This window comes from Novosphingobium ovatum (genome assembly GCF_009909235.1).
In the GTDB taxonomy this organism is placed as follows: domain Bacteria; phylum Pseudomonadota; class Alphaproteobacteria; order Sphingomonadales; family Sphingomonadaceae; genus Novosphingobium; species Novosphingobium ovatum.
Window position 1 is genome coordinate 261,390 of sequence record NZ_JAAAPO010000005.1, and the last position, 26,146, is coordinate 287,535.

Sequence of the window (26,146 nt, forward strand, 5' to 3'; positions counted from 1 at the left end):
GTTGAACGCGCCCCGCCGCCTACCCCGCGATCAATGCCACCGCATCGGCCAGTGCCGCATGGCACCGCGCCAGATCATCGGCGCCGATGCCATAGGGCGGCATCAGATAGGCCGTATTGCCCAAGGGCCGGATCAGCACGCCTCTTTCGCGGAAGAACGCCAGCAGGCGCGGTTGCAGATCCGACAGATAGCCCGCACCATCAACCACATAATCCAGCGCCAGAATGGTCCCGCATTGCCGCACATTGGCAATGCCGGGCACAGTGGCCAGCATCGCCGCGCCATCGGCCTGACGCGCGCGCAGGGTGGCGATCCGCTCGCGCACCGGTTCCTCGCGCCAAACCGCCAGATTGGCCACCGCCGCCGCGCAGGCGATGGGGTTGGCGGTGTAACTGGACGAGTGATAGAAGGTGCGCGACCGGTCCGGCGCGTAATGCGCGTCATACACCGCCGCATTGGCCAGAGTCACCGCCAGCGGCATCGCACCCCCGGTGATCCCCTTGGCCAGACACAGGATGTCGGGCGTGACACCGGCCTGTTCGCAGGCCAACAGCGTACCCGTGCGGCCCCAGCCGGTCATCACCTCGTCAGCGATGAACAGTACGCCATGGCGCGCGCAAATCGCCGCCATTTCGGCCAGCACGGCGGGCGGATACATCAGCATCCCCCCCGCCCCCAGCACCAGCGGCTCGACGATAAAGCACGCAGCATCGGCCCGCGCGCACAATGCCTCCAGCGCGGCATAGGTCACGCCTTCCGCGCCAGCATGGGGGAAAGGCACCGTATCGACATCAAACAGCAGTGGCGCATAGGCGGCATTATACACCCCCCGCTCGCCCACGCTCATCGCGCCGATGGTGTCGCCGTGATAGGAATGCTGCATCACGATCACGCGGTTGCGGTGGCCATGGCCCGTGTTGCGCCAGAACCCCAGCGCCATTTTCAACGCCACCTCGACAGCCGTTGACCCGCTGTCGGAAAAGAACACATGCGGCAGGCCGAACAGATCCACCAAGCCTTCGGCCAGATCCAGCGCGGGGCGGTGCGTCCAGCCCGCCAGAATCAGCTGATCCAGCCGCGTGGCCTGATCGGCAATGGCCGCCGCAATGCGCGGGTGGCAATGGCCATGGGTTGTCACCCACCAACTGCTGATCGCGTCGATGATCCGGGTGCCATCGGTGGTGTACAGGCTGGCCCCCTCGGCGCGGGCGATTTCGGGGATGGGTTCGTTCAACCCATGCTGGGTAAACGGGTGCCAGATCGCGGGCTTACCGGGGCGGGGCATCATGCCAATGCGTCCCAGTCAAAACCGGCCATCGCGGCAGCCAAAGTATCGGCGTTCAGATCATCCAGCAGCGGGATACGCCCCAGACGCGGCACGCCGGATATGGCACTGATGACACGCTCGGTCTCGGCATTTTCGTCCCCGACATAGGCGATGCCCGCGATTTTGACGCCGCGCGCGCGCAAGGCCTCGACCGTCAACAGCGTGTGGTTGATCGTGCCCAGCATGGTGCGCGCGGCCACCACCACCGGTAGGCCCCAGCGCGCGAACATGTCAGCATAGAGCAGCGGCGCGCCCTCTGGCGGAGCGATCAGCGGGACCAGCGCGCCGCCCGCGCCCTCCACCACCAAAGGCCCTTCGCCCGAGGGCAGCGCCAGTTGCACAGGATCAATCACCACCCCATCAATCCGCGCCGCCAGATGCGGGCTGGCGGGCGTGATCAGGCGATAGGCCTCGGGATGGATGGTCACGCCGGGGGCAAGGGCCGCGATGCTCTGGCTGTCGGTCATGTCCTCCAGCCCGGCCTGCACCGGCTTCCAATAGCGCGCCACGCCATGGCGCCGCGCCAAAGCCCCCGCCAGCCCCGCTGCCAGCACCGTCTTGCCAATGCCGGTGTCGGTGCCGGTAACGATGATCCCGTTCATTTCATGGCCTCTGCGATGGTTGCGGCCAATGAGGTGATGTCGTCGGCCGTCACGTTCAAGGTGATGACGATGCGCAAACGCGATGTCCCTTCGGGCACGGTGGGCGGGCGGATGCCGCGCACATCAAAGCCTGCCGCCTGAACGCGCGCCGCCACCGCCATCGCCCGCACATCATCGCCCAGCACCAGCGGCAGAATGGGCGATCCGCCAAACGGCCCATAGTGGCATTGCGCGCCCAATGGCCCCAGCGCGAGGCGGGCCTGCTCCATCCGTTCGGCCAGATCGGCGCGGCGGTCGTCCGCCTCGGCGCAGATCACCAGCGCCGCGCGCGCCACCGCCGCCGCCAATGGCGAAGGCGCGGTGGAAAAGATGAAGCCCCGCGCCCGGTTGACCAGAAAATCACGCATGACCGCCGGGCCGCACAACAGCGCCCCCTCGCAGCCCAGCCCCTTGCCCAGCGTGTGCAGGGTGATGACATGTCCCCCGCGCGGCCCCAGCGCCGCCATACAACCGCGCCCGCCGGGGCCAAAGCCGCCGGTGGCATGCGCCTCGTCCACCACCAGCACCGCGCCATGGCGGCGGGCGATGGCGTCCAGATCGGCCAAGGGCGCAAAATCGCCATCCATGGAATAGAGCGATTCGACCGCGATCCACGGCGTTCCGCTGCCGCCACCCGCGCGCCACGCGGTGATCGCCGCGTCCATGGCCCCGGCGTCATTATGCGGCACGGTTTGCCATGCCGCGCGGGTCAGGCGCAGGCCTTCGTGGCTGCTGGCGTGGATCCATTCGTCGACAAAGATCGCGTCCCCCCGCTGTGGCAGGGTCGAGAGCAGCGCCGAATTGGCGGTGTAGCCGGTGGGCAGGAACAGCGCCGCCTCGCTGCCGAAAAAGCGGGCGGCCTCGGCCTCCAGCGCTTCGTGTTCGGGGTGGTTGCCGCGCAGCAGGCGCGATCCGCCCGACCCCACCGGCACACCGCGCGCAATGGCATCGGCGGCGGCATCGGCCAACACCCCGCTTTGCGCCAATCCCAGATAATCGTTCGAGGCAAAATCGATGCCCCGGCGCGGGGCCAGAATCCGCCGCCGCCCACGCGCCGCCAATCCGTCCAGATCGGCGCGCAAGGCGGCAAAGGGATCGGCGGCACCGGGCATCGGCCCGCTCATCCCCGCGCCCCGAACAATGCCGAGCCGACCCGCACATGGGTGGCGCCCATCAGAACCGCCGTTTCGAAATCGTCGCTCATCCCCATCGAGCGGCCCTCCAGCCCGTGATCGCGCGCCAGCTTGTCCAGCAGGGCAAAGAACGGGGCCGCCTCAATTCCCGCAGGGGGCACGCACATCAGCCCGGCCAGCGGAATATCCGCGTCACGCGCAGCGGTCAGGATCGCGGGCAGATCCGCCACGTCACAGCCGCCCTTCTGCGCCTCGGCGCCGATGTTCACCTGGACGAAGCAGGGGATGCGGCGGCCAGTCTTGTCCATCGCGCGCGCCAATGCGGTAATCAGGCTGGGGCGGTCCAGCGCGTGGATACAGTCAAACAGGGCGATGGCTTCCTCGGCCTTGTTCGATTGCAATTGGCCCACCAGATGCAGCGCGATGTCGGGATGCGCCGCGCGCAGGGCGGGCCATTTCTCGGCCGCCTCCTGCACGCGGTTTTCGCCAAACACCCGCTGGCCCTGCGCGATCAAGGGCGCGATGGCCTCCGCGGGATGGGTTTTGGACACGGCGATCAGCGTGACATCGGCGGCAGGGCGGCCGGCGATGCGCGCGGCATGGGCGATGCGCTGCTGCACAGATTGCAGCGGCGTTAGGTCGGTATCGTGGGACAGAGTCATGGCGCGGTGCTATAGCGCGGCGATGCGCCAATGCCAGCCCCACCATGCAGCGCCGCGTTTCATGGCCCGCAAAGCGGCAATGCCGCTCATGCCCCGCAAAGCGGTACTGCCGCGCCTATGGCTGATCACCGACGCGCGCAATGACGCCGGGCTGATGCGCGCCATTGCCGCCATACCGCGCGGGTCGGGGCTGATCTATCGCCATTACCATTTGCCGCCCGATGAGCGGCGGGCGCGCTTTGACGTGCTGGCCCGCGCGATGCGGGCGCGCGGCGGCGCGGTGGTGTTGGCCGGAGCCATGGCGCAGGCGCGGCGCTGGGGCGCGGACGGCGCCTATGGCGCGGCGGGGCTGATCGGGCCGGGCGGCAGCGGACTGCGGCTGATGACGGCGCATGATCTGCGCGAATTGGGACAGGCGCGTCGGGCGCGGGCCGATGGGGTGCTGTTGTCGCCGGTCTTCCCCACGCGCAGCCATCCGGGCGGGGCGGTGCTGGGCGCCTTGCGCTTTGCCCTGATGGCCGCGCGGGCGGGAGTGCCGGTGCTGGCGCTGGGCGGGATGGATGCGCGGCGGGCGGCCCGATTGCGCCCGATGGCGCATGGCTGGGCGGCGATCGATGGCCTGTCAGGGCGCGAGCCGCCACGCAATAGCCCCTAGCCACACCGTTCCGGGGCGGATTTACCCCGCGTTTTACCGCAGGATTCTTGACGTAACGGCCCCTCCCGGCGCATGTACGCAAGGCTTTTTCAACCCATTACAGGACTGATCCGCCATGGCCTCTCGCGCCTATCCTCCGGCTGGCGCAAACTGGCGCCTGATCCTGCGCCGCAGCGTGCTGCGCAGCGCCGAGCTGTTGGGCGCGCTGGTGCTGGTGCTGGTGGCGCTGTTCCTGACGCTCTCGCTGATCACCTATCATCAGGCCGATCCCTCGCCCTCGACGGCGGCGGCAGGGCCGGTGCAGAACTGGATGGGCCTGCCCGGCGCATGGGTGGCCGAACGCGCGCTGTTCCTGCTGGGGCCGGTGGCCGCGCTGCTGGTGCCGCTGATGCTGGTGTTTGCGCGGCAATTGTGGCGCATCGCCGATGTCGCGGCCGAACATGACGACGAGGATGAGGAGGCCGGGCCCGAACCGCATTGGCTGCGCCCTTCGGGCTTGCTGCTGCTGGGGATGGTGCTGCTGGCCGCGGCGCTCAGCTTGGCCTTTGACGAGCATCTGGGCAGCCTGCCGGCGTCAGCTGGCGGGGTGGTTGGCCTGTTGGGCGCGTGGGTGGTGCATGGGCTGGCCAGCTTTCTGCCCGAAATGCTGCGCGGCTGGGTCTCGTTTGGAGCGGGGATCATCTGTCTGATCGCGGGCGGGGCGCTGGTCACCAGCGTATTCGCGATTGACTGGATCAGCCTGATCAAGCTGCCGGTGGCGCTGCACCGCCGCCGCAAAGGGGATGTCGCGCAGGACGCCCCCGCCGCCAAGCCGCGCCGCGCCGCCACGCCCAAGGCGGACAGCGAAGACCTGCCCTTTACCCCGGACGCCCCGCGTTCGGGCGCGCTGGCCACGCCCATCAGCAGCGAGGACAACCGCCGCAAACCCGAGATCAGCGATCCCGTGCGCTCGGCCAAGCCCGCCGAACTGGCCAAGCTGGGCAAGCAGGGCGACCTGTTCGACGCCTGCGAGCTGCCAAAGCTGGAGCTGTTGGCCGATCCCGCCCCGCATTCGGGCGCCAAGATCGACAAGCTCTCGCTGGAACGCAACGCCAAGCTGCTGGAAACGGTGCTGGAGGACTTCAACGTCAAGGGCCAGATCACCGGCGTGCGCACCGGCCCGGTCGTCACCAGTTACGAGCTGGAGCCCGCCCCCGGCATCAAGGCCAGCCGCGTTGTCGGTCTGGCCGATGACATCGCCCGCAACATGAGCGCGATTTCCGCCCGCGTGTCGCCTGTGCCGGGGCGCACGGTGATGGCCATCGAACTGCCCAATGCCGACCGGCAGATGGTCAGTTTCAAGGAAATGGTCGCCAGCGAGGCCTTTGTCGGCGCCAAGGGCTTACTACCGATGATCCTGGGCAAGGATATCGCCGGTGAACCGATCGTTGCCGATCTGGCCACCATGCCGCATTTGCTGGTGGCGGGCACGACCGGGTCGGGCAAGTCGGTGGGGCTGAACTGCATCCTGCTCTCGCTGCTCTATCGCCTGACGCCGCAGCAGTGCCGGATGATTCTGGTCGATCCCAAGGTGCTGGAACTCAAGTCCTATGAGGACATCCCTCACCTGTTGTCCCCCGTTGTGACCGAACCGGCCAAGGCGGTGCGCGCGCTGAAATGGGCGGTCGAGGAAATGGAGCGCCGTTATCGCCAGATGAGCGAGATCAACGTGCGCAACATCGTCAACTTCAACGAAAAGGTGAAAAGCAACGCCGCCAAGGGCAAGCCGCTGGGCCGCCGCATCTCCATCGGTTTCGATCCCGACACGGGCGAGGAGCTGTATGAGGACAAGCAGCTGGACTATCAGGTGTTGCCGCTGATCGTGGTGATCGTCGACGAGCTGGCCGACCTGATGGTGACGGTGGGCAAGGAGATCGAGGTGTTGATCCAGCGTCTGGCGCAAAAATCACGCGCGGCCGGCATCCACCTGATCATGGCGACGCAGCGCCCATCGGTCGACGTCATCACCGGCGTGATCAAGGCGAACCTGCCCACGCGCATCAGCTTTGCCGTGACCAGCCGCATCGATTCGCGCACCATTCTGGGCGAACAGGGCGCCGAACAATTGCTGGGCAAGGGCGACATGCTGTTCAAGCCCTCGTCCGGCCCGATTGTCCGCGTCCACGGCCCCTTTGTCAGCGACGAGGAGGTGGAGAAGGTGGCCGACCACTGGCGCGCGCAGGGCAAGCCCGATTACGTCGATTCCGTCACCGAGGAACCGGCCGAGGGCTCCTATGGCTTTGATGATCTGGAGGCCACCGCCAGCGACAACCCCGAAGAGCGCAAGTATATTCAGGCCTGCCACATCGTGTTCGAAAGCCAGAAGGCGTCGACCAGCTGGCTGCAACGCCAGATGGGCGTGGGCTATAACACCGCCGCCAAATGGATCGAGCGGATGGAGCAGGACGGACTGGTTGGCCCAGCCAATCACGTCGGCCGCCGCGAAATCTATCGCGACAAGGACGGCAATCCGCTGTGAGGGTGGCCGTGCGGCATGAAAAGGAAGCGCCCTTTATCGAGCGCATCTTTACCGTGAACGGCTCACCGCTGGCCTGTCGCTTCTTTCAGCCCGAGGCCGATGGGCGTGACTGGGCCTGCCGCACCGAGATTGACTGGCCCCAAGCCCCGCGCAAGCGCCGCATCATGGGCGTTGATCCGGTGCAGGCATTGCTGCTGGCGATGGCCATGGTCCATTGTGACCTGTTGACGGCGCGCGAGGATTTGGGCTGGGATGTGCGGTGGCTGGATGACACCAGCCTTGGCCTGCCGCTGACGCCAAACCTGCGCGATCTCGATCCACAAGGCTGGCTCTGACCGCGCGTCACGCAACTTATCCCCATGCTGCGGCTGCGAAAGGCGATGAACCGTTGTTCAGCCACGATGGGTGCCCTGCCCGCCACTTTATTGTTGAGGTGTGTCCCCCTAAACACACTTTCACCAAGACCGAGCGAACAACGCCCGGCAGGCAATGACAGGACTTTCTCGGTGTTTCGCAACAATCGCAACGGTTTCGGTATCATGGCGCGCATTTCGGCGCTGGTTCTGACGGTCGCTGCGATGGTGCTGACCCCGGTCGCTTCCCAGGCTGGCGTGCTGCAATGCGCCCCCTATGCCCGTCAGGTTTCCGGTATTCAGCTGTTTGGCGCCGCTGCAACGTGGTGGGGCCAGGCCGCTGGGCAATATGGCCGTGGCCAGACCCCGCGCGTTGGTGCTGTGCTGGCCTTCCGCGCCACCGGCTCGATGCGTTCGGGCCATGTCGCCACGGTGTCCAAGGTGCTGGATGACCGCCGCGTGATCCTGAACCACGCCAACTGGTCGGGCCCCGGCATGATCGAGCGTAGCGCCATGGCCGAAGACGTCTCGCCCAACGGTGACTGGACGCAGGTGCGCGTCTATTACGCCCCGATTGGCAAGCTGGGCCTGCGCGCTTCGCCCACCTATGGCTTTATCTATGGCCACGGGATGCCGGGTGCGGATATCGCGCTGAACGATTGATCCCCCACCACTGACCGGCCGGAACATGGCTTCCGGCTCGATGGGCTCCGCCAGATTGGCCGGGGCCTTTTTCGTATGCGCGCGGGCTGGGCTTGGCGGGCGGGCAAAGATGATGCGCCAACCACGGACCGATGACGCATTGCCGAACACGCAAAGGTCAAATGTCGGATTCATACAATAAATCGGAAAGCGCACACAAGCCGCACGAAGCGGGCAACATTTACTTTCAAACGCTATCAACAGTTTTGATTTTGCCTTAAAATCCGCACGAATCGAGTCATGATAGTGGGGGCAAAATGCGCAAATTGACTATGATATTCGGGGCAATCCCGATGCTTTTCCTTTCCAGTCAATCTCTTGCGCAAGGTGGTGGCGGACGCAAACCCATCGTCGCCGTGTCCGAGATCGAAGATCCGGCCGGTTCGGGCCAGTCGGCCGCGCTGACCCAGATGATCCTGACCGCGATCGCCGGCACGCAAAAGTTCACGACGCTGGAACGCGGGCAGATGAATCAGCTGTTGCAGGAACAGGCCCGCGCCAAATCGGGGCTGGTCACCAGCCGCACGCCGGGCAAGACGGGCGGCTTTCAGGGCGCGGACTATCTGATCTATGGCACGATCACCACGCTCTCGGCGTCCAAACAGTCGGACTTTGGCGCGACGCTGGGTCTGGCGCTGGGGGCCAGCATGGTGGGCGCGCGCGGGCCCACGACCAACTGCTATGGCGGCAAGGTGACGCTGTCGATCGACATCCGCATCACCGATGGCGCCACCGGCCAGATCCGTTACGTCAAACGCATCGACGAAATGCAGAAGGCAGGCACGCTGTGCGGTGAAGGCGTGCCGCAGGTGAACGCCACGGCGCTGCTGCGCACGGCCGCGGACAAGATCGCCTCGGGGCTGGTGACATCGGTCTATCCGATGATGGTGGCCGCCGCGCAGGGGGATGGCACGATCATCATCAACTATGGCGAAGGCACGGTGAAGATGGGCGACCAGCTGAGCGTGTTCAAACCCGGCATGGATGTGGTGGACCCTGCCACAGGCGCCCGTCTGGGCAGCACCGAGGAGGTGATGGGCATCGTGCAGGTGACCGACGTCCAGACCAGCTTTTCCAAGGCCAATCCGGTCGCTGGCCTGTCCACCCCGCCCGAACCAAAGTGGATCCTGCGCCCCACGACCGACGCCGACCGTCAGCGTTTCCAGCCCAGCCGCCGCCGCCGCAGTTCAGGAGAATAAGCCATGCCGCATTCATGGAAGAGCGCGCTGTATAGCGCCTGCGCCGGCGCGGTGATGCTGTTGCCGGCAGGCGCGCAGGCCCAGCCGCGCACCGCGATCGCCGTGGCGCAAATCGCCAGCGCCCAGACCTGCACGGTCTATCAGGGGATCATCGCGCGCAGCGATTCCTTTGCCGCCAGCCGCTCCAGCGGGGCGGTGACGGCATGGGGGGCGGCCGGTTCGTCGGCCTCGGTCGCGGCCAGCTCCAGCAGCTTTGCCACCTATTTCGTCAAGGACTGCACCCGTCAGTTCGAAGGCATCCGCACCGCGATGGAGGCGGCCCTTTCCTCGTCAGGCACGGTGGCGGTGGGGCCGGGCGGCTATGTCCTGCGTGGCCGGATGGAAAGCGTGGCCACGACAGGCGGCGGCTATAGCGAGCGGTCGGTGACCGGGCGCACCTATGGCGCGACCAGTCAGGGCCTGCTGGTAACGTTCAACGTGACAGTGGCCGACCGGGCGGGCCGCATCGTGTTTGGCGCGCCGGTAACGACGCAGATCGACACCGCTTCGGCGATGGTGGTCAATGGCACCACGGTGGCGGGCGGCATGTCGGGCGATGGCGTCTATGGCGTGTTGCAACGTCAGGTGGCGATGATCGCCGCGCGCAAGGTGGCGTTCCATTTCCGCCCGATGGTGGTGGTGACAAACAGCGGGCGTCAGATTCAGCTGAACTATGGCGGCCCGCTGCTGGAGGTGGGGACGCTGTTGACGGTGACCAGCCCGGACGGTGGCGCCTCGGTGCGCTATCGGGTGACATCGACCAGCGAACGCAGCGCGCTGGCCGAACCGATCGGCGGAGGCGATGAAGGCCGCATTACGCCCGGCAGCCGCGCCATGGTGATCGAGGCCACCGATCCGGCCGCCAGCATGGGCGGGATGGAGCGAGTCGAACTGCCATAATATTGCTATCATTTACAACAAAAGGGCGGTGCCGGATGGTGCCGCCCTTTTTGCCTCATGCCTCGGGCGGCAGGAAGGGCGCGGCGACCTCGGCCGGGATGCGGGACAGACGGCCCGTGGCCAGTTCAATCATCGCCCATGTGGTGCGCGCCGAAACGATCACCTTGCCCGGCGTGCCATCGGCGGCAATCGCGCGAAAATCCACACGGCGGTCGAACCGGGCGCCCTTTGGCCCCTCGGGGATAAAGGTTTCGGCCAGCACCTGATCGCCCTGCCGCACATTCCCTTTGTAATCAATCTCATGCCGGGTGACGACCCAGGCATAGGCGGCCACATGCGCGGGCGCGGCGTCGCGTTCCCAATGCGTCGTGGCGATCGCCTCCATCCATTGCACCCACACGGCGTTGTTCACATGCCCCATCACATCGATATGTTCCGGGCCCGCGGTAAAGGTATGGGTGAAACTATTGGCCATGGCGCGATTTTGGGCCGGTATGGGACGAAGGCAAGCGGAAACATGCCTCCGGCGGACAAAGGGTCTTAACCCTTTGCAATCCTATATCTTTCCGGGTTGCGCCATGCCCGCCCCCCTGCGCAAGGCCGATGCGCCGCAGGCTTTAAAACCGCTTCGCGGAAAGGCTGGCATCGCGTGCGGGGCGCTACCCATTCATGGGATTGCAAAGGGCCCCCGCCCTTTACCCGCCGGAGGCCCTACCCCCTGCCCTTACCCGGTCACCCCCAACTGCCACAGGATAAAGGCAAACTCCTCCGCCGTTTCGGTCAAGCTTTCAAAGCGGCCCGATTTGCCGCCGTGCCCTGCGCCCATATTGGTTTTCAGGATCAAAGGGTTGCTGTCGGTCTTCAGCTCGCGCAGGCGGGCCACCCATTTGGCCGGCTCCCAATAGGTCACGCGCGGATCGTTCAGCCCCGCCGTCACCATCAGCGGCGGGTAATCCTGCGCCCGCACCTGATCATAGGGGCTGTACGAGGCGATCAGTTCAAACGCGCCCCTGTCCTCGATCGGGTTGCCCCATTCGGGCCATTCACCCGGCGTCAGCGGCAGGCTTTCGTCCAGCATGGTGTTCAGCACATCGACAAACGGCACATGCGCCACCACCGCGCCCCACAGATCGGGATCGGAATTGATCACCGCACCCATCAACTCGCCACCCGCCGATCCGCCGCTGATGCTGATGCGGCCCTCAGCGGTGAACCCACGCGCCACCAGCCCGCGCGCGACATCGACGAAATCGTTGAAAGTATTGGTACGCGCCTCACGCTTGCCAGCCTTGTACCATGCCCGGCCCAGATCATCGCCACCGCGAATATGGGCGATGGCATAGGCAAAGCCGCGATCCACCAACGACAGCCGAGAAGTGGAAAAGCCCGGCCCGATCGCAATGCCATAGGCGCCATAGCCATAGAGGTGCAGCGGGCCGCCCTCGCCGCCGTTAATCGCCGCGCGGTCCTTGCGCCACACCACCGAGACCGGCACCAGCGTGCCATCGCGCGCCGGGATCTCCAGCCGGGCGGTGTCATACAGGCTGGCGTCATAGCCGCAGGGAATTTCCTGTGTTTTCAGCAATTCCAGCCGCCCATCGGCCACGAAATAGTCATAGACGCTGGCCGGGCTGACCATGCTTTCATAACTCACCCGCAGCCGGTCGACCGCCCATTCGGGATTGTCGGCCAGCCCCGCCTCATAGCTCGCCTCGGGGAAGAGGATAGGTTCGATCCGGGTGGGGTCGTCGTAATAGCGCACCTCCACCCGGTCCAGCCCGCGCACCCGCCCCTCGATCACGTAAAAATCGCGGAACAGGTCAAAGCCGGTCAGGTAGAAATCATCGCTGCCCTCGATCAGGCTGGTCCAGTTGCCCGGATCGGCCACTGGCGCGCTGGCCAGCCGGAAGTTTTCATGCGTGTCATTGGCGTGGATATACAGCACGCCGTCACGCTCATCGACGTCATATTCCACGCCCTCAACCCGTTCGCGCACCAGAATGGGCGTGGCCAGCGGATCATTGGCGGGGATCAGGCGGACCTCGCTCGTCTCGTGGTCGCTGGTCGACAGGATCAGCCATTTCTCGTTGGCCGACAGCGCCGAGCCCACGCGAAAGCCCTCGTCATCCTCGTGATACAGCTCAACATCGTCGGCCACCGGCGTGCCCAGCCAGTGCAGGCGGGCATTGTCGGTGCGCCAATTCTCGTTCGCCAGCGAATAGACCAGCCCCCGGTCGCCCGCGACCCACACCAGCGAGGACAGCGTCCCCTCGATCACGTCAGGCAACATCTCGCCGGTGGCGATCACCTTGATCCGGGCGGTGAACCGTTCCGAACCGTTATCGTCCACGCTCCACGCCAGCAACCGCCCGTCCGCCGACACCGAAATCGCGCCAAGGCGGAAATATTCATGCCCCTGCGCCAGCGCCACCTCGTCCAGAATCAGTTCGTCCGGGCCTCCGTCAACGGGCTTGCGCCACCATTTCTTGTATTCGGCGCCCTCCTCATACTCGATCCAGTACAGGTGGTCGCCGTCCTTCTGGGGGACGCTCTTGTCCGCTTCCTTGATCCGGGCGCGCATTTCCTTGAACAAAGCGTCGATGCGGTCCTGTTGCCCGGCCATATGCGCGGCAAACCACGCGTTCTCCGCCTCCAGATGGGCCAGCACCTCGGCGTCCGTCACCTCGGGATAGGCGGGGTCGCGCAGCCAGGCATAATCGTCCTGCACGGTGATGCCGTGGTGGGTGAAACTGTGGGCACGCTTTGCCGCGCGGGGCGGATGGGCGGGAATGGCGGCGGTGTGGGTGGCGTTGGACATAAACCGCATCTATGTTGCCCAGCCCGCCCCCGCAAGCGACTGTGGCGCGGGAATGAAGGAAAGCGCGTCCCGATGCCGAACACTGTCCATGCCGCCCGCCTGTCCGCTTTGCGTGCCGAACTGGCCGCGCAGGATCTGGACGGCTTTGTCATCCCCATCTCTGACGAACATATGAGCGAATATGTCGGGGCCTATGCCCAGCGGCTGGCATGGCTGACCGGCTTTGGCGGATCGGCGGGGAGCGCGGTGGTGCTGGCGGATCGCGCGGCGATCTTTGTCGACGGGCGCTATACATTGCAGGTGCGCGATCAGGTCGATGGCGCGCTGTATGAATACCACAACGTCCCCGCCACCAGCCCTGCCGCATGGCTGGCCGAACAGGCGCCACAGGGCGCGCGGATCGGCTATGACGCATGGCTGCACGGGCGGCCATGGGCGCAGGGCGTGGAACGCGCCTTGGCCGAGCGGGGCGCGGTGCTGGTGGCGGTCGCGCGCAATCCGGTGGACGCGGTGTGGGCTGACCGGCCCGCGCCCTCGCCCGCGCTGGCGATGGTGCATCCCACTGAACTTGCGGGCGTCGCATCAGAGGCCAAGCGCGCCGCTCTGGCCGAGGCGCTGGCAGCAAAGGGCGCGGATGCGGCGGTGATCTCGGCGCTGGACAGCGTGGCGTGGTTGCTGAACCTGCGCGGCAGCGATGTGGACTGCACCCCGGTGACGCTGTCCTATGTCGTGGCCCATGCCGATGGCACGGCCGATCTGTTCATCGCCCCGGAAAAGGTGACGCCCGATCTGCGCGCCCATCTGGGCAATGCGGTGCGCATCCGTGACCGGGCTGATTTCGCCCCGGGGCTGGCGGAACTGGCGGGGCGGCGCGTTTTGGTGGACCCGGAACGCGCGGTGGCGGCGATCTTTGCCGGGCTGACCGCGGCGGGCGCCCAGATTGTCGAGGGCACCGACCCCTGCGTCCTGCCCAAGGCGATCAAGAACCCGGTCGAGCAATCCGGCCACCGCGCCGCACAGGCCCGCGATGGCGCGGCGGTGGCGCGCTTCCTGCACTGGTTGAGCGTGGAAGGACCAAAGGGCAAAGAGACCGAGATCAGCGCCGCCGACCAATTGCAGGCGATGCGCGCCGAGACCGGCCTGCTGCGCGACCTGTCCTTCGACACCATCAGTGGCGCGGGGCCGAACGGCGCCATCGTCCATTACCGCGTCTCGCCCGAAACCAACCGGGTGATCGCGGCCAACAGCGTCTATCTGGTTGATTCGGGCGGGCAGTATCAGGACGGCACCACCGATATCACCCGCACGGTCTGGGTCGGCCCCGATGCCCCTCCGACAGAGCTGCGCGACCGCTTCACCCGCGTGCTAAAGGGCCACATCGCGCTGGCCCGCGCAGTGTTTCCGGCAGGCACTGCGGGCAGCCAACTGGACACGCTTGCCCGGCAATATCTGTGGGCGGCAGGCGTGGATTATGCCCATGGCACCGGCCATGGCGTGGGCAGTTTCCTGTCCGTCCACGAAGGCCCCCAGCGCATCGCCAAGGCGTCCGGCGGGCAGGCGGGCACCGGCCAGCCGCTGATGGCAGGCATGATCCTGTCGAACGAGCCGGGCTATTACAAGACCGGCGCCTATGGCATCCGGATCGAGAATCTGGTGCTGGTCGAAGCGCGCGCCATCCCCGGCGCAGAGGGCGACTATCTGGGTTTTGAAACGCTGACCCATGTGCCGATCGGGCGCGAACTGGTGGATTGCAGCCTGCTGACCCGCGACGAGGTGGCATGGTGGAACGCCTATCACGCCAAGGTTGAATCCATTCTGGCGCCGCAACTGTCGGGACCGGCACTGGATTGGCTCAAAGTGCAATGCGCGCCGTTGTGAAGCATCATTTGTTCCTGTATTGTTCGTTCAAAGAGCCGAGTCGTACAGGAGGATGCCATGATCGGCTATGTCACGCTGGGCACAAACGATCTGGAGCGCGCGGCGCGCTTTTATGACGCGATTGCCACCGAATTGGGGGTGGGCCGCATGATCGAGAGCGCGGCCTATATCGCCTGGGGCGATGTCGACGGGGCGGCGGGGATCGGTGTTACGGTGCCTTTTGACGGCGCACCGGCCAGTGCCGGCAATGGCGTGATGATCGCGCTGGAGGCCGCCAGCGCGGCGCAGGTGGACCGCATTCACGCGCTGGCCCTGGCGCTGGGCGGCAGTTGCGAGGGTGCGCCCGGCCTGCGCGGCGAAGGCTTTTATGCCGGTTATTTCCGCGACCCCGACGGGAACAAGCTGAACGCCTTTGTCATCAGTTGATCCCCTTTGCCGCAGGAGGCACCGATGCCGCGCGATCTGGCAACCCATCCCGTCCATCTGGGGCTGAACGCCACCACCATGGCCGAGCCCGCCTTTACCGGCATGGCCTGGTATGCCGACTATGTACAGCGCCACGCGGCCGACGGGGTTGAGGGGCGGCTGGTCAGTCTGCACGATTTCGACCGCGACTGGGACAGTTGGGAAATGCACCCCGCAGGCGACGAGGTGGTGGTCTGCATCGCCGGAGAGATCACCCTGATCCAGCAGATCGAAGGCACAGAACACTCTGTAACGCTGACGGCGGGCGGATATGCGATCAACCCGCGCGGGGTGTGGCACACGGCCAACATCGCCCACACGGCGCAGGCGCTGTTCATCACCGCCGGTTGGGGCACACAGGACCGCCCCCGCGATTAACGCGCCAGACATCTGTGTCGCATCCCGCGCCTTCACACCGCCTCCACGCGACAATTCGCGACAATAGATTTGCGCCACGGCATATTCTGGAGACAGATCGCGCCTATATCCTGTTTGTGAGAGCCATCCGGCGATCGGCACCTTCCCCCCAGTTCAGTGCCGGACCGGATGGTTTTCACCCCCGATGGGGCTACACATTTGACGGCCCGATGCATGCCGCACCGCCGGCCCAGGAGTGAGGATCGCAGGATGAGCAAGCTGACCTTAAAGATTTCCGCGATGGCTCTGGCGCTGGCCGGAGTGGCTGGTGTCGCGATCGCCGCCGCTCCCCCGCCCGAAGGCGGCCCGATGGGCGGCCCCGGCATGATGCGCGGCGATGTGACGCGCGCGCAGGCACAGGCCCACGCCACCAAGCTGTTCGAGATGCTGGACATCAACCATGACGGCAAGCTGGATCAGGCCGACCGTCAGGCCCGCACCAATGCCCATTTCAACAAGATGGACGCCAACCACGACGGCATGCTCTCGCGCGATGAATTTGCCGCCGCGCATCAGCCCAAACAGCCCCCCGCCCCCGGCGCTGGTGCTCCGGCGCGCGGCCCCGGCATGATGCCGCCGCCGCCGGGCATGGATGGTCCGGGCATGGATCACCCCGGTATGGATGGTCCGGGTATGGGCGGCCGCATGGGCCATGGCGGTCCGCGTGGGGCGGGCATGCGCCACCCCGGCATGGGCATGATGATGGTCGGCGCGATCCTGCAAAAGGCTGATCCCAACCATACCGGCACCGTGACGAAGGACGCATTTGTCGCTACGGCGCTGAAGATGTTTGACACCGCAGATGCCAATCACGACGGCAAGGTGACGCCGCAGGAACGCAAGGCCGCTATGGCCGCGATGCGCCCCGCTGGCGGCCACATGGGACGGCACGGACCGGACGGTGGCATGATGCCCCCTCCCCCTCCGCCGCCGCCCGCCAGCAAGTAAGGGGCAAGGCCCGGAACGGATATGACCCAGATGCCTGACACCACCGCCACCCGACTGTTGCTGGTGGATGACGAGCAGGGCCTGCGCGAGCCCCTGGCCTCCTATCTGGAGCGTCAGGGGTTTGTCGTGACCCAGGCCGCCAGCGCCGCCGAAGCCCGCGTGATCCTGAAACAGGAATCGCCCGAACTGGTCCTGCTGGACATCATGATGCCCGGCGAGGACGGTTTGTCGCTGTGCCGCCATCTGGTCGAGACGCGGGCCATCCCCACCATTTTCCTGACCGCGCGCGGAGAGGCGACCGATCGCATCGTCGGGCTGGAAATTGGCGCGGACGACTATGTGGTCAAGCCATTCGAACCGCGCGAACTGGTCGCGCGCATCCGCAGCGTGCTGCGCCGCGCGGGGCGGGGTGTCCCCGGAGAGGTGCAGCAAAACGAGGATTTCCAGTTCGATGGCTGGCGGCTGGACCCGCTCAAGCGTCGGCTGATCGCCCCCGATGGCGCGGTGGTGGCGATCTCTTCGGTGGAATTCCGCCTGTTGGTGGCCTTTCTGGAACACCCGCGCCAGGTGCTGGACCGCGACCGTCTGCTGGACATGGTGCAGGGCCGCGAGGCGCATCTGTTTGATCGCGCCGTCGACAATCAGGTCAGCCGCCTGCGCCGCAAGATCGAGATCGACAGCCGCAATCCGCAACTGATCCAGACCGTGTGGGGCGGTGGCTATATGCTGGCCGCTGACGTGCGGCGCGTGCCGGCCAGCCTGTGATGGCCATGCCCGCCGCCTTGCGCCGCAACTGGCCCCCGCGCCTGCCCCGCAGCCTGAAAGGGCAGGTACTGCTGGCGCTGGCGGGCGCGCTGTTGCTGGCGCAGGCGATCAGCACCATCCTGCTCTATCGCGCGCAAAGCGCCTATCGCGACGAACAATTGGTCCATGCGCTGGCGCTGCGTGTCAGTCTGGGCATGCGCCGCGCCGACAATCCGCTGCCCCCGCCTGTCGGCTTGCCCGATGGTCCGCCGCCCGGCCCCGGCCCCAATCAGCGCGTGGCCGATGATCAGCGCGGGCCGCCGCCCGATCTGTTGATGCACGGTCCCCGGACCGAGCGTGTGCCCAGCTTTACCCCCCTGACCGGGGACGAGGCGCGGCCCGATATGCAGGAGCGGTTGCGCCATATTCTGGCCGAACAGGATGGCAGCATCGGCAACGTCCTGCTGGTCGAGCGCGCCATCGCCCAAGACCCGTTGATGCAAAAGCGCGACCCCCAAGCCAAACCGTTGATCAAACGCAAGGGGCTCCATCCCACCGCCATTCTGGTCGCCGCCGTCCACCGCACCGGCGACAGCGCGTGGTTTGTCGCCCGCGTCAAGGTGCCGCCGCGCGACCCTTGGCTGATGGTGACGCTGATCGCGCAAACGGTGCTGATCTATGCCACGCTGGTGGGTGCGATGGCGCTGATCCTGCGCCGCATCGCCCGCCCGCTGGCCGCGCTGACCGACCGCGTCGAGCATTTTGCCGAAACGCGCGAGGGCAGCGGCCAGTTGAGCCCCCAAGGCCCCCATGACGTGCGCCGCCTGATCGAGGCGCATAACGCCATGGAAGACCGCATCATCGCCCTGTTGAACGAAAAGAACGTGATGCTGGGGGCGATCGGCCATGACCTGAAAACGCCATTGGCCGCGTTGCGGGTACGCATCGAATGCGTCGATGATGACAATGAACGTCTGAAAATGGCCCAGACGATCGAGGATATCGTCCGCACGCTGGATGACATTCTGTCGCTGGCGCGTGTCGGGCAGCCGTCCGATCCGCTGGAATCCAGCGAATTGTCGGCGCTGGTCGCCTCGGTGGTCGAGGAATATGAGGACATGGGCGAGCCGGTGAGCCTGGAGGACACCACGCGCATGGTGCTGCCGCTGCGCGCCACATGGCTGCGCCGGGCGCTGCGCAACCTGATCGGCAACGCCTTGCGCTATGGTCAGGAGGCCAGCGTCACCACCCGGCGCGAGAGCATTCAGGGCCGCGATTGGGCGACGATCATCATCACCGACCGTGGCAAAGGCATTCCCGGCACCGAGATCGAGCGGATGTTCCAGCCCTTTACCCGTGGCGAGCCATCGCGCAACAGCGGAACGGGCGGCGCGGGTCTGGGCCTGACGCTGGCCCGCGCGATCGCCGTTCAGCATGGCGGGCGGCTGACGCTGGCCAATATCGTCGACGCCGATGGCACGCCCACCGGACTGGAGGCCACCTTGCGCCTGCCGCTCTTGCCGCCGACCGCCTGAGCCCTGCAGGCGGAGGCGCCAACCGCGCCTCCGCCCCGGATCACTTCATGCCGATCAACGCATCCGACACGCTCTTGGCGCGGGCCTGACGCAGCACGCCACAATTGCGCACCCGCTCGATCGCGCGCTCCAGATCCAGCGCGCCCGATGTATCGCGCATCAACGGGCGGAACCGGCGGGCAAAACTGTCCGCCTTGTCCACCGCGCACCAGTTCAGGAACACTTGCGGCAGGCGCGAGGCAAAGAAGATCCCGCCCGCATCCGACCTCAATTGCCGCAAATGCCCACGCATCCAGTCATAGCCCAGCTCACGCGTCTCCTCGGTGCCGATGATGGCGGTCATCATCTGCAAACGCTCGCTGGTGCGCAGGCGCTGGTCCTTCAGGTCGTTCAACAGCCATTTGGCCAAACCGGCGTCCCCCGTCGTCGCCAGCGCGCCCAAGGCCGATGGGCGGAACACCGGGTCCTGTGACGCCAGCGCCCGGTCCAGCAGCGCGCGCGCGGCAGTCATCCCGTCCTTGCCCGGCATCGCCCGGCGCAGATAGGCGCCAAAGGCCAGACCGAACCACGCAGGGTCCAGCGCCTGGACATCGCCCTTCAGCCACGCCTGCGCCGCATCGGCCAATGTGGCGCGTATCTGCGCATCGCGCGCCGCACCCGCCATGCGGGTGACCAGCTGAATCCGGCGCTCGGACGCTTCGGGCGCCTGTGCGGCATAGGCTCCGGCCCGCGGATCAAAGCCCATCGCCTCCAATCGCGGCGCGACAATGCCGCGCACCAATGCGCGATAGGCCTCACGCGCGCGCGGCTCGACCAGATGGGAGCGGTCCAGCAGCGTCACAGCGGCCAGCGCCGCATCGGCGGCATAGCTGTCGGGATTGCGCGACATGGTGCGGGCCAGCGCCACCAGCCGCGCCACATCATTGCGCCCGGCCAGAAAGCTGGCGCTCAGCGAATCGGCCAGCGCCAGCCCTTCGCCGCCGGGCAGACGATCGGATGCGGCGATCAACCGGTCCCATTCCGCCCCCGGCAATTCAAACCGGTAATAGCCCGTGCCCCCCGCATTGGGCACCACCGGCACGCCTGCCGGCAGGCTGACTGCCGTGCCGGCCGCCTCGACCAACTGGCACTGGCGCGTATCGCCCGCCGCCACGCACATCGGCACGCCCCAGCGCGTCTGCGGCGCGGTCACGCCAAAGGGGGCGTAACGGCTTTGTGTCACGGCAAACCGCCCATCCGCCCCGGCAAAGGTCAACAGCGGCACGCCCTGCTGATCCACAAAGCCTTGCATCGCGGGCAGGATGCGCGGGTCGCCCGCGACCTCGGCCATGGCGCGGAAGAAATCGGTGCTGGTGGCGTTGCCATAGGCATGGGCCGCCATATAGCGGCGCACACCCGCCTGAAACTTGGCATCGCCCATATAGGCGGCGATCATCGCCACCACATGCCCGCCCTTGCCATAGGTGATGCGGTCAAAGGCGGCGTCGATCTGGGCGCTGTCGGTGATCGGCTGACGGATCGGACGGCCCGCGATCAGGCTGTCGATGGTCATCGCGTCAAAGCCTTCGTCCAGCGCGCCGCCCGCCACATTCAGGTCGGGCCGCCATTCATGGCCGATGCGGAACCCCATCCAGTTGGCAAAGCTTTCGTTCAGCCAGATGTCGTCCCACCACGCAGGCGTGACCAGATCGCCAAACCACTGGTGGGCCAGTTCATGCGCCACCACCATGCCGAACGAGCGCTTGCGCCGCGTCGAGGCGTTCTCGTCCATGACGATCAGCGCGTCCTGATACAGGTCCGCGCCCGCGTTTTCCATCGCGCCCGGCATGATCGGCGCGGTGATCTGGTCCAGCTTGGGATAGGGGAATGCGCGGCCGAAATAGCGCTCCAGCAGGGCGACGATGGGCTGGCTGTTCTGCAACGCGAAATCCAGCTTGTCGCCGTTGGGCTGGGGCGACAGGATGCGCAACGGCAAAGGCGCCGCCCGTTCGGGCGTGGGCGCAACCGTGCCGGCGACGCTGGCGAACGGCCCCACCATCATCGCCACCAGATAGGTCGGCAGCGGTGCGGTGGCGGCAAAGCGGTGGACGTCCAGCCCGCCTTCCTGAGTCACGCTGGCCTCGGGCGCGTTGCTGACAGCCTTTAGCCCGGCAGGGGTGCGCAGGGTGACGGTAAAGGGCTGTTTGTAGCCGGGCTGATCAAACCCCGGAAAAGCGGCGCGCGCGTCGACCGATTCAAACTGGGTCCAGCTGTACCACGCATCGCCCACCTTGACGCGGAACATGCCCGCCGGGCCGTCATTGAACGCGGCGTCATAGTCAAAGGCAAAGGTCGCCGCACCCACCGGCAGCGGCTCGGCAAAGGTCAGCAGCAGGATGCCCGTGTCGCCCACCTCCTGCCATTTGGCGGTCAGCGTGCGCCCGCCCACCGTCACCTGCGGCGCGCGGCGCATCGTCAGGTTGCGGCCGTGCAGATAGACATGGCGGCTGACGGTCTTGATCGTCGTGTCGATTTCCACCCGGCCGGAAAAGCGCGGCTGGGCCGGGTCCACCGTCAGGTCCAGCCGATAGGCGGTGGGGACCACCGCATCACCCAGCCGCCCACGCGGCAGGGGCGGTGGCGCATCCTGTGCGGCCTGCGCCGAATCGGCGGCCATGGCGGGGGACATCAGCGCCTGCGCCGGGATCATCAGCGCGGCGGTGGTGGCAAGCAAAAGTGTTCGCATGAAAGATTTTATCCGCAAAGAGCCTGACCGGCGGCACGGCCCGCGGCCCATCCGGCAGCGGCCCCGCCCCGGCGGAATGCGTGAAACTTAATTTCATCTGCGCGCAACAGTCAATCCATCGCCGCGCCCTCCTTACACAATTGTCAGCACTCCTCACCAATGGGCTTTTGCAGTTCTGGCCCGACATCGCTAAAGGCGGCCGATCATGCCCGCATCGCCTGCCATCCCCCACCTGCCCGCCGCCCTGCAAAAGGGCGAGGTGTTCGTGTTGCTGGACGATGCGCGCCCCGATGTGGCCGCCGCCGCGCCCGGCACAGCCAATGGGCGGGGCCACGCGCGGCTGTACCGTTCCCCGCGCGAAATCATCGTCGCCCGCCGCCCCGATCAGGTCCGCCCCGCATTGGACCGGCTGGAGGTGCTGCACGCACAAGGCGCGGCGCTGGCTGGCTATGTCGGCTATGAGGCCGGGCTGGAGTTGGAAGAGCGTCTGGCCCCGCTGGCGCCCGCGCGGATCGGGGCGGACGGCCCGCTGGTGTGGTTTGGCGCCTTTGACGGCTGGACGCAGATCGCCGCCGATGCCGTGCCCGCATGGCTGGCGGCGCAGGAATCGGCCACGCTCAGCCGGATCGGGCCGCTGACGCCCGCGATCTCGGCCGGGGGATATGACGCGGCCTTTGCCCTGCTGACACAGGCAATTGATGCGGGCGACATCTATCAGGCCAATTTCACCTTTCCGCTGACCGGCGCGTGGCAGGGCGATCCGCTGGCGATCTATGCCGCCTTGCGCGCGCAGGGCGGCGGGGCGCATGGCGGGCTGATGTATGACGGGTCGCACTGGACGGTCTCGCTCTCGCCGGAATTGTTCGTGGCGGTGCAGGGGGACGCGATCACTGCCAAGCCGATGAAGGGCACCCGCCCGCGCGGCCAAACACCGGACGAAGACGCAGCCCAAGCCGCCGATCTGGTCGCCAGCGTCAAGGACCGCGCCGAAAACCTGATGATCGTTGACCTGATGCGCAACGATATCAGCCGCGTGGCTGTGGCGGGCAGCGTGCGGGTCGACGCGCCCTTTGCCATCGAAAGCTATCCCACGGTGCACCAGATGGTGTCGACCGTGCGGGCGCGATTGGCTCCGGGGCGCGGGCCGGTGGACGTGCTGCGGGCGCTGTTCCCGTGCGGATCGGTCACGGGCGCGCCCAAGATCCGCGCGATGGAACTGATCCACAGCGCCGAACGCGATCCGCGCGGGGTCTATTGCGGGTCGATCGGCCATATTGATCCGGCGGCGGGCCATGGCGCCAATGGCACTGGCGCGGCGGCATTCAATGTGGCAATCCGCAGTTTGCGGCTGACACCGGGCGAAGGCGCGGCCAATGTCGGCGGTCGTGCGGTGCTGGGCGTGGGGTCGGCGATTGTCGCGGATTCGCTCAGCCTGCCCGAATGGCGGGAATGCCTGGTCAAAGGAGGATTCGTGCATCAACCGGCTCAGGCACAGACCCCTTCGCTGGCACAGTTCGACCTGATCGAGACGATGCGGTTCACGCCCGATGAAGGCATCGCCTTGCTGGAACCCCATCTGGAGCGGATCAAGGCCAGCGCAGCCGCGCTCGGCTTTGCCTTTGACCGCCATGCGGTGCGCAACGCCATCCACGCCCTGTGTTTCGAGGTGGACGCCCCATCCCGCGTGCGGCTGGTTCTGGGCCGTAGCGGCGCGACCAGTCTGGAGGTATCGGCCCTGCCGCCCGCGCTGGACGCCAACGGGCCGGTGCCCTGCATCGTCCTGCCCCTGCCGGTGGACGAGGGCGACTGGCGCCTGACGCACAAGACATCGGACCGCTGGTTCTATGACGCCGGACTGAGGGTGGCACGCGCCCATGGCGCGGCCGAGGCCCTGTTCATCCGCGACGATGGCCGCCTGACCGAGGGCTGTTTCACCAATATCTTTGTCGAACGTGACGGTGTGTTGCTGACGCCTGCGGGCAGCGGCCTGCTGCCCGGCGTTCAGCGCCGCACCCTGATCGAGGCGGGCCGCGCGCGCGAGGCCGACCTGACGCTGGACGATCTGACCCAAGGCTTTTTCATCGGCAATGCCCTGCGCGGGCTGATGCCGGCCCGTTTGCTGGATATCTGACAACATGACCCAAGATTTGCTGGCGACTTCGGCGGCGCTGGCGCGCATCCGCCCGTCACGCACCAATGCCATCACCGACCGCGCGATCGAACTGCGCGAGGGCGGCGCCGACATCATCAGCCTGTCGGTGGGTGAGCCCGATTTCCCCACGCCCCCCCATGTGGTCGAGGCCTGCAAGGCCGCGCTGGACGCAGGCGACACGCGCTATACCGCCGTGCCCGGCACCGCCGCGCTGCGTCAGGCCGCCGCGCTGCATTTCCAGCGCGATCTGGGCATTGATGTGCCGCCCTCGCAGATCATCGTCTCGGCCGGGGGCAAGCAGGCGATCTTTCTGGCGATGATGGCAACGCTCAACCCCGGCGATGAGGTGGTGATCCCCGCGCCATGGTGGGTGTCCTATCCCGAGATCGTCCATTTCGCCGGGGCGCAGGTGACCAAGATCGAGACGGACGCCGCCAGCGGTTTCCGCATCAGTCCCGATCAACTGGAGGCGGCGATCACCCCCGCCACACGCTGGCTGTTGCTGAACAGTCCGGGCAATCCCACCGGCGCGACCTATCCGGCCGAGGAGTTACGCGCGCTGGGCGAAGTATTGCGCCGCCACCCGCGCGTGCTGGTGATGAGCGATGATATCTATGCCCCGCTGCGCTATGGCGAGGGTGCGCATGCGACGCTGAGCGTGGAATGCCCCGATCTGGCGGACCGCATCCTGACCGTGTCGGGCGTGTCGAAAAGCCATGCGATGACCGGTTTCCGCATCGGCGTGTCGGCCGGGCCGCAATGGCTGATCGCGGCGATGGGCCGGCTTCAAAGCCATGCCTCGGGCAATGCCTGTTCGATCTCGCAGGCGGGCGCGGTGGCGGCCTTTACCGGGCCGCAGGAATTCCTGACCGATTGGCGCGAACGTTTCCGCGTGCGCCGCGACATGTGCGTCGCGGCCATCAACGCCATCCCCGGCCTGCATACGCCGGTCCCCGATGGCGCATTTTACTGCATGATCGATGCTGCCCCGCACATGGCGCGTTTCGGCGATGATGAAGGGTTGGTAATGCATCTATTGGAACATGGCGTGGCGGTGGTCCCGGCCTCGGCCTTTGGCGGGCGGGACGGTTTCCGCATCAGCTTTGCCGCCGACGACGCCCGTTTGGCCGAGGCCTTGCGCCGCATTGCTGGAGCGCTGGCATGAGCGATATCCTGATTTCCACCAGCGGCCTGACGATCCTGTTCGAGGACGCCGAGGCGCTGATCATCGACAAGCCTGCGGGCCTGCCGCTGGACCAGCCGCGCGCGGGGGGTCTGAGCCTTGAAAACCACAGCGAATCGTTGAAACTGGGGTTCCAGCGCGCGCCCGTGCCGGTCCACCGGCTGGACCGTGACACCTCGGGCTGCCTGCTGCTGGCGCGCAATCCGGGGGCGCTCAAACGCTTTGCCGCCGCGTTCGAGGCGCGTGCGGTGACCAAGCGCTATCTGGGCATTGTGGCGGGCACGCTGGAGGCCGATTCCGGCACGATCGAACTCTCGCTCAGCAAGATCAGCAGCGCGGCCGATGGTTGGCGCATGATCCCCGCGAAAAAGGGCAAACCCGCCCTGACCCATTGGCGCCGTGTGGCCGAACATGACGGCATGACGCTGGTCGAATTCCGTCCCGAAACCGGCCGCACACACCAGATCCGCGTCCATGCGCTGCATGGGTTGGGCGCGGGGCTGGTGGGCGATCCGGTCTATGGCAACGCGGGTGGCCGGGCCAAACGTACCATGCTGCATGCCGTCGAACTGAGCGTGCCGCGCAATGGCAAGCCTCCGGCGCAAGCGGTTGCCCCTTTCCCGGCCGATTTTGCCGCCTTGGGCTTTGCCGATCCCGAATTGGGCATTGCCGACCCCGAACAAGGCTGATGGCCGCCCCCCTGCCCCCCGGCGCCGAAGGTGCCATCGCCCGCGCGATGGCCGCCTTGCAGGAGAGCTTTATCACGGCGGCGGGGCCGGGCGGGCAGAATGTCAACAAGGTCGCCACCGCCTGCCAATTGCGCGTCAGCATCTATGCCCTGCGCCTGTCGCCAGAGGTGTTCGCCCGGCTGAAGGAACTGGCAGGCAGCAAGCTGACGATCGGTGGCGAAATCGTGCTGACCGCGCGCAGTTACCGCACGCAGGAGCAGAACCGCGCGGACGCGCGCGCGCGTCTGGCCGAGATGATCGTCACCGCGCACCAATTGCCGGAAAAGCGCGCCAAATCCCGCCTGAACCGGGTGGGCAAGACGCAACGGCTGGAAGGCAAGAAGCGGCGCGGCGCCGTCAAGGCGGGCCGCGGGCGCGTCAGTATGGACTAATCAGCACAGGGCCGGACGCGCCGACAATGCGG

General features: G+C 66.7%; 23 protein-coding genes. 16 read left to right on the plus strand and 7 right to left on the minus strand.

Annotated elements, in window-relative coordinates; all coding sequences use genetic code 11:
- Positions 1-19: 19 nt before the first annotated feature.
- Genes GTZ99_RS13610 through GTZ99_RS13625 form a run of 4 tightly spaced genes read right to left on the minus strand, consistent with a single transcriptional unit; the run spans position 20 to position 3,763 of the window.
- Entirely contained in the window at positions 20-1,288 is a 1,269-nt protein-coding gene (locus GTZ99_RS13610) for an adenosylmethionine--8-amino-7-oxononanoate transaminase (RefSeq protein ID WP_227711346.1), read from the minus strand.
- Positions 1,285-1,929: a dethiobiotin synthase gene (gene bioD / locus GTZ99_RS13615; protein ID WP_161719761.1), complete on the minus strand. Its 645-nt coding sequence runs from the start codon at positions 1,927-1,929 to the stop codon at positions 1,285-1,287. The genes GTZ99_RS13610 and bioD overlap by 4 nt, the downstream gene beginning before the upstream one ends.
- On the minus strand, positions 1,926-3,092 hold the full coding sequence (locus tag GTZ99_RS13620; protein ID WP_161719763.1) for an 8-amino-7-oxononanoate synthase: 1,167 nt from the start codon (positions 3,090-3,092) through the stop codon (positions 1,926-1,928). The genes bioD and GTZ99_RS13620 overlap by 4 nt, the downstream gene beginning before the upstream one ends.
- Positions 3,089-3,763, minus strand: a complete 675-nt coding sequence (locus tag GTZ99_RS13625; RefSeq protein WP_161719765.1) for a YggS family pyridoxal phosphate-dependent enzyme — start codon at positions 3,761-3,763, stop codon at positions 3,089-3,091. The genes GTZ99_RS13620 and GTZ99_RS13625 overlap by 4 nt, the downstream gene beginning before the upstream one ends.
- Before the next feature lie 88 nt (positions 3,764-3,851).
- Here GTZ99_RS13625 and GTZ99_RS13630 point away from each other — a divergent pair, with 88 nt between their 5' ends.
- The 6 genes from GTZ99_RS13630 (at position 3,852) to GTZ99_RS13655 (ending at position 10,129) form a co-directional block, all read left to right on the plus strand.
- Positions 3,852-4,418: a thiamine phosphate synthase gene (locus tag GTZ99_RS13630; RefSeq protein WP_320076687.1), complete on the plus strand. Its 567-nt coding sequence runs from the start codon at positions 3,852-3,854 to the stop codon at positions 4,416-4,418.
- A gap of 115 nt (positions 4,419-4,533) precedes the next feature.
- Positions 4,534-6,936 carry an FtsK/SpoIIIE family DNA translocase gene (locus tag GTZ99_RS13635; RefSeq protein ID WP_161719767.1) on the plus strand — a complete coding sequence of 801 codons (2,403 nt, stop codon included), beginning with the start codon at positions 4,534-4,536 and terminating at the stop codon, positions 6,934-6,936.
- Positions 6,933-7,271, plus strand: coding sequence for a DUF6968 family protein (locus GTZ99_RS13640; RefSeq protein WP_161719769.1), 339 nt, complete (start codon positions 6,933-6,935; stop codon positions 7,269-7,271). Before GTZ99_RS13635 ends, GTZ99_RS13640 begins: the two co-directional genes overlap by 4 nt.
- Positions 7,272-7,475: 204 nt before the next feature.
- Entirely contained in the window at positions 7,476-7,952 is a 477-nt protein-coding gene (locus tag GTZ99_RS13645) for a CHAP domain-containing protein (protein ID WP_161720069.1), read from the plus strand.
- A 332-nt stretch (positions 7,953-8,284) separates the two neighbouring features.
- Complete coding sequence (locus GTZ99_RS13650; protein WP_227711348.1) at positions 8,285-9,190, plus strand: CsgG/HfaB family protein; 906 nt, start codon at positions 8,285-8,287, stop codon at positions 9,188-9,190.
- Between the two features lie 3 nt (positions 9,191-9,193).
- Positions 9,194-10,129, plus strand: coding sequence for a hypothetical protein (locus GTZ99_RS13655; RefSeq protein WP_161719773.1), 936 nt, complete (start codon positions 9,194-9,196; stop codon positions 10,127-10,129).
- Positions 10,130-10,184: 55 nt separating this feature from the next.
- Here GTZ99_RS13655 and GTZ99_RS13660 read toward each other — a convergent pair whose 3' ends face one another.
- Together GTZ99_RS13660 and GTZ99_RS13665 are read right to left on the minus strand one after the other, a co-directional pair.
- On the minus strand, positions 10,185-10,604 hold the full coding sequence (locus GTZ99_RS13660; protein WP_161719775.1) for an acyl-CoA thioesterase: 420 nt from the start codon (positions 10,602-10,604) through the stop codon (positions 10,185-10,187).
- A 249-nt stretch (positions 10,605-10,853) separates the two neighbouring features.
- On the minus strand, positions 10,854-12,947 hold the full coding sequence (locus GTZ99_RS13665) for a S9 family peptidase (RefSeq protein ID WP_406818600.1): 2,094 nt from the start codon (positions 12,945-12,947) through the stop codon (positions 10,854-10,856).
- Between the two features lie 72 nt (positions 12,948-13,019).
- Between GTZ99_RS13665 and GTZ99_RS13670 the strand changes: the two genes are divergently transcribed.
- The 6 genes from GTZ99_RS13670 (at position 13,020) to GTZ99_RS13695 (ending at position 18,934) form a co-directional block, all read left to right on the plus strand.
- Entirely contained in the window at positions 13,020-14,825 is a 1,806-nt protein-coding gene (locus GTZ99_RS13670; protein ID WP_161719778.1) for an aminopeptidase P family protein, read from the plus strand.
- A gap of 57 nt (positions 14,826-14,882) precedes the next feature.
- Positions 14,883-15,251, plus strand: a complete 369-nt coding sequence (locus GTZ99_RS13675; protein WP_161719780.1) for a VOC family protein — start codon at positions 14,883-14,885, stop codon at positions 15,249-15,251.
- Between the two features lie 24 nt (positions 15,252-15,275).
- Entirely contained in the window at positions 15,276-15,668 is a 393-nt protein-coding gene (locus tag GTZ99_RS13680) for a cupin domain-containing protein (protein WP_161719782.1), read from the plus strand.
- A 249-nt stretch (positions 15,669-15,917) separates the two neighbouring features.
- A complete protein-coding gene (locus tag GTZ99_RS13685; RefSeq protein ID WP_161719784.1) occupies positions 15,918-16,655 on the plus strand; it encodes an EF-hand domain-containing protein in 738 nt (245 codons plus the stop codon).
- Between the two features lie 30 nt (positions 16,656-16,685).
- Entirely contained in the window at positions 16,686-17,420 is a 735-nt protein-coding gene (locus GTZ99_RS13690; protein ID WP_161720071.1) for a response regulator, read from the plus strand.
- Positions 17,420-18,934, plus strand: coding sequence for a sensor histidine kinase (locus tag GTZ99_RS13695; RefSeq protein ID WP_320076688.1), 1,515 nt, complete (start codon positions 17,420-17,422; stop codon positions 18,932-18,934). Before GTZ99_RS13690 ends, GTZ99_RS13695 begins: the two co-directional genes overlap by 1 nt.
- A 40-nt stretch (positions 18,935-18,974) precedes the next feature.
- Here GTZ99_RS13695 and GTZ99_RS13700 read toward each other — a convergent pair whose 3' ends face one another.
- Positions 18,975-21,659 (minus strand): M1 family metallopeptidase, encoded by a 2,685-nt coding sequence (locus GTZ99_RS13700; protein WP_161719786.1) that lies wholly within the window; start codon positions 21,657-21,659, stop codon positions 18,975-18,977.
- Between the two features lie 205 nt (positions 21,660-21,864).
- On the opposite strand from GTZ99_RS13700, the gene pabB reads away from it, so the two are divergent.
- The 4 genes from pabB to arfB are packed head-to-tail and all read left to right on the plus strand — an operon-like array spanning position 21,865 to position 26,114.
- Entirely contained in the window at positions 21,865-23,790 is a 1,926-nt protein-coding gene (gene pabB, locus GTZ99_RS13705) for an aminodeoxychorismate synthase component I (RefSeq protein ID WP_161719787.1), read from the plus strand.
- A 4-nt stretch (positions 23,791-23,794) separates the two neighbouring features.
- Complete coding sequence (locus GTZ99_RS13710; RefSeq protein ID WP_161719789.1) at positions 23,795-24,976, plus strand: pyridoxal phosphate-dependent aminotransferase; 1,182 nt, start codon at positions 23,795-23,797, stop codon at positions 24,974-24,976.
- Positions 24,973-25,683, plus strand: a complete 711-nt coding sequence (locus GTZ99_RS13715; RefSeq protein WP_161719791.1) for an RluA family pseudouridine synthase — start codon at positions 24,973-24,975, stop codon at positions 25,681-25,683. Before GTZ99_RS13710 ends, GTZ99_RS13715 begins: the two co-directional genes overlap by 4 nt.
- Positions 25,683-26,114 carry an alternative ribosome rescue aminoacyl-tRNA hydrolase ArfB gene (gene arfB, locus GTZ99_RS13720; protein WP_161719793.1) on the plus strand — a complete coding sequence of 144 codons (432 nt, stop codon included), beginning with the start codon at positions 25,683-25,685 and terminating at the stop codon, positions 26,112-26,114. The genes GTZ99_RS13715 and arfB overlap by 1 nt, the downstream gene beginning before the upstream one ends.
- Positions 26,115-26,146 lie beyond the last annotated feature (32 nt).

Coding starts and splice junctions, on each gene's coding strand:
- GTZ99_RS13710 (WP_161719789.1), top strand. CDS start 23,795: ATGACCCAAGATTTGCTGGCGACTTCGGCGGCGCTGGCGCGCATCCGC.
- GTZ99_RS13635 (WP_161719767.1), top strand. CDS start 4,534: ATGGCCTCTCGCGCCTATCCTCCGGCTGGCGCAAACTGGCGCCTGATC.
- GTZ99_RS13715 (WP_161719791.1), top strand. CDS start 24,973: ATGAGCGATATCCTGATTTCCACCAGCGGCCTGACGATCCTGTTCGAG.
- GTZ99_RS13680 (WP_161719782.1), top strand. CDS start 15,276: ATGCCGCGCGATCTGGCAACCCATCCCGTCCATCTGGGGCTGAACGCC.
- GTZ99_RS13625 (WP_161719765.1), bottom strand. CDS start 3,763: ATGACTCTGTCCCACGATACCGACCTAACGCCGCTGCAATCTGTGCAG.
- GTZ99_RS13620 (WP_161719763.1), bottom strand. CDS start 3,092: ATGAGCGGGCCGATGCCCGGTGCCGCCGATCCCTTTGCCGCCTTGCGC.
- bioD (WP_161719761.1), bottom strand. CDS start 1,929: ATGAACGGGATCATCGTTACCGGCACCGACACCGGCATTGGCAAGACG.
- GTZ99_RS13650 (WP_227711348.1), top strand. CDS start 8,285: ATGCTTTTCCTTTCCAGTCAATCTCTTGCGCAAGGTGGTGGCGGACGC.
- GTZ99_RS13700 (WP_161719786.1), bottom strand. CDS start 21,659: ATGCGAACACTTTTGCTTGCCACCACCGCCGCGCTGATGATCCCGGCG.
- GTZ99_RS13630 (WP_320076687.1), top strand. CDS start 3,852: ATGCCCCGCAAAGCGGTACTGCCGCGCCTATGGCTGATCACCGACGCG.
- GTZ99_RS13610 (WP_227711346.1), bottom strand. CDS start 1,288: ATGATGCCCCGCCCCGGTAAGCCCGCGATCTGGCACCCGTTTACCCAG.
- GTZ99_RS13655 (WP_161719773.1), top strand. CDS start 9,194: ATGCCGCATTCATGGAAGAGCGCGCTGTATAGCGCCTGCGCCGGCGCG.
- GTZ99_RS13665 (WP_406818600.1), bottom strand. CDS start 12,947: ATGTCCAACGCCACCCACACCGCCGCCATTCCCGCCCATCCGCCCCGC.
- GTZ99_RS13670 (WP_161719778.1), top strand. CDS start 13,020: ATGCCGAACACTGTCCATGCCGCCCGCCTGTCCGCTTTGCGTGCCGAA.
- pabB (WP_161719787.1), top strand. CDS start 21,865: ATGCCCGCATCGCCTGCCATCCCCCACCTGCCCGCCGCCCTGCAAAAG.
- arfB (WP_161719793.1), top strand. CDS start 25,683: ATGGCCGCCCCCCTGCCCCCCGGCGCCGAAGGTGCCATCGCCCGCGCG.
- GTZ99_RS13675 (WP_161719780.1), top strand. CDS start 14,883: ATGATCGGCTATGTCACGCTGGGCACAAACGATCTGGAGCGCGCGGCG.
- GTZ99_RS13695 (WP_320076688.1), top strand. CDS start 17,420: ATGGCCATGCCCGCCGCCTTGCGCCGCAACTGGCCCCCGCGCCTGCCC.
- GTZ99_RS13645 (WP_161720069.1), top strand. CDS start 7,476: ATGGCGCGCATTTCGGCGCTGGTTCTGACGGTCGCTGCGATGGTGCTG.
- GTZ99_RS13660 (WP_161719775.1), bottom strand. CDS start 10,604: ATGGCCAATAGTTTCACCCATACCTTTACCGCGGGCCCGGAACATATC.
- GTZ99_RS13690 (WP_161720071.1), top strand. CDS start 16,686: ATGCCTGACACCACCGCCACCCGACTGTTGCTGGTGGATGACGAGCAG.
- GTZ99_RS13685 (WP_161719784.1), top strand. CDS start 15,918: ATGAGCAAGCTGACCTTAAAGATTTCCGCGATGGCTCTGGCGCTGGCC.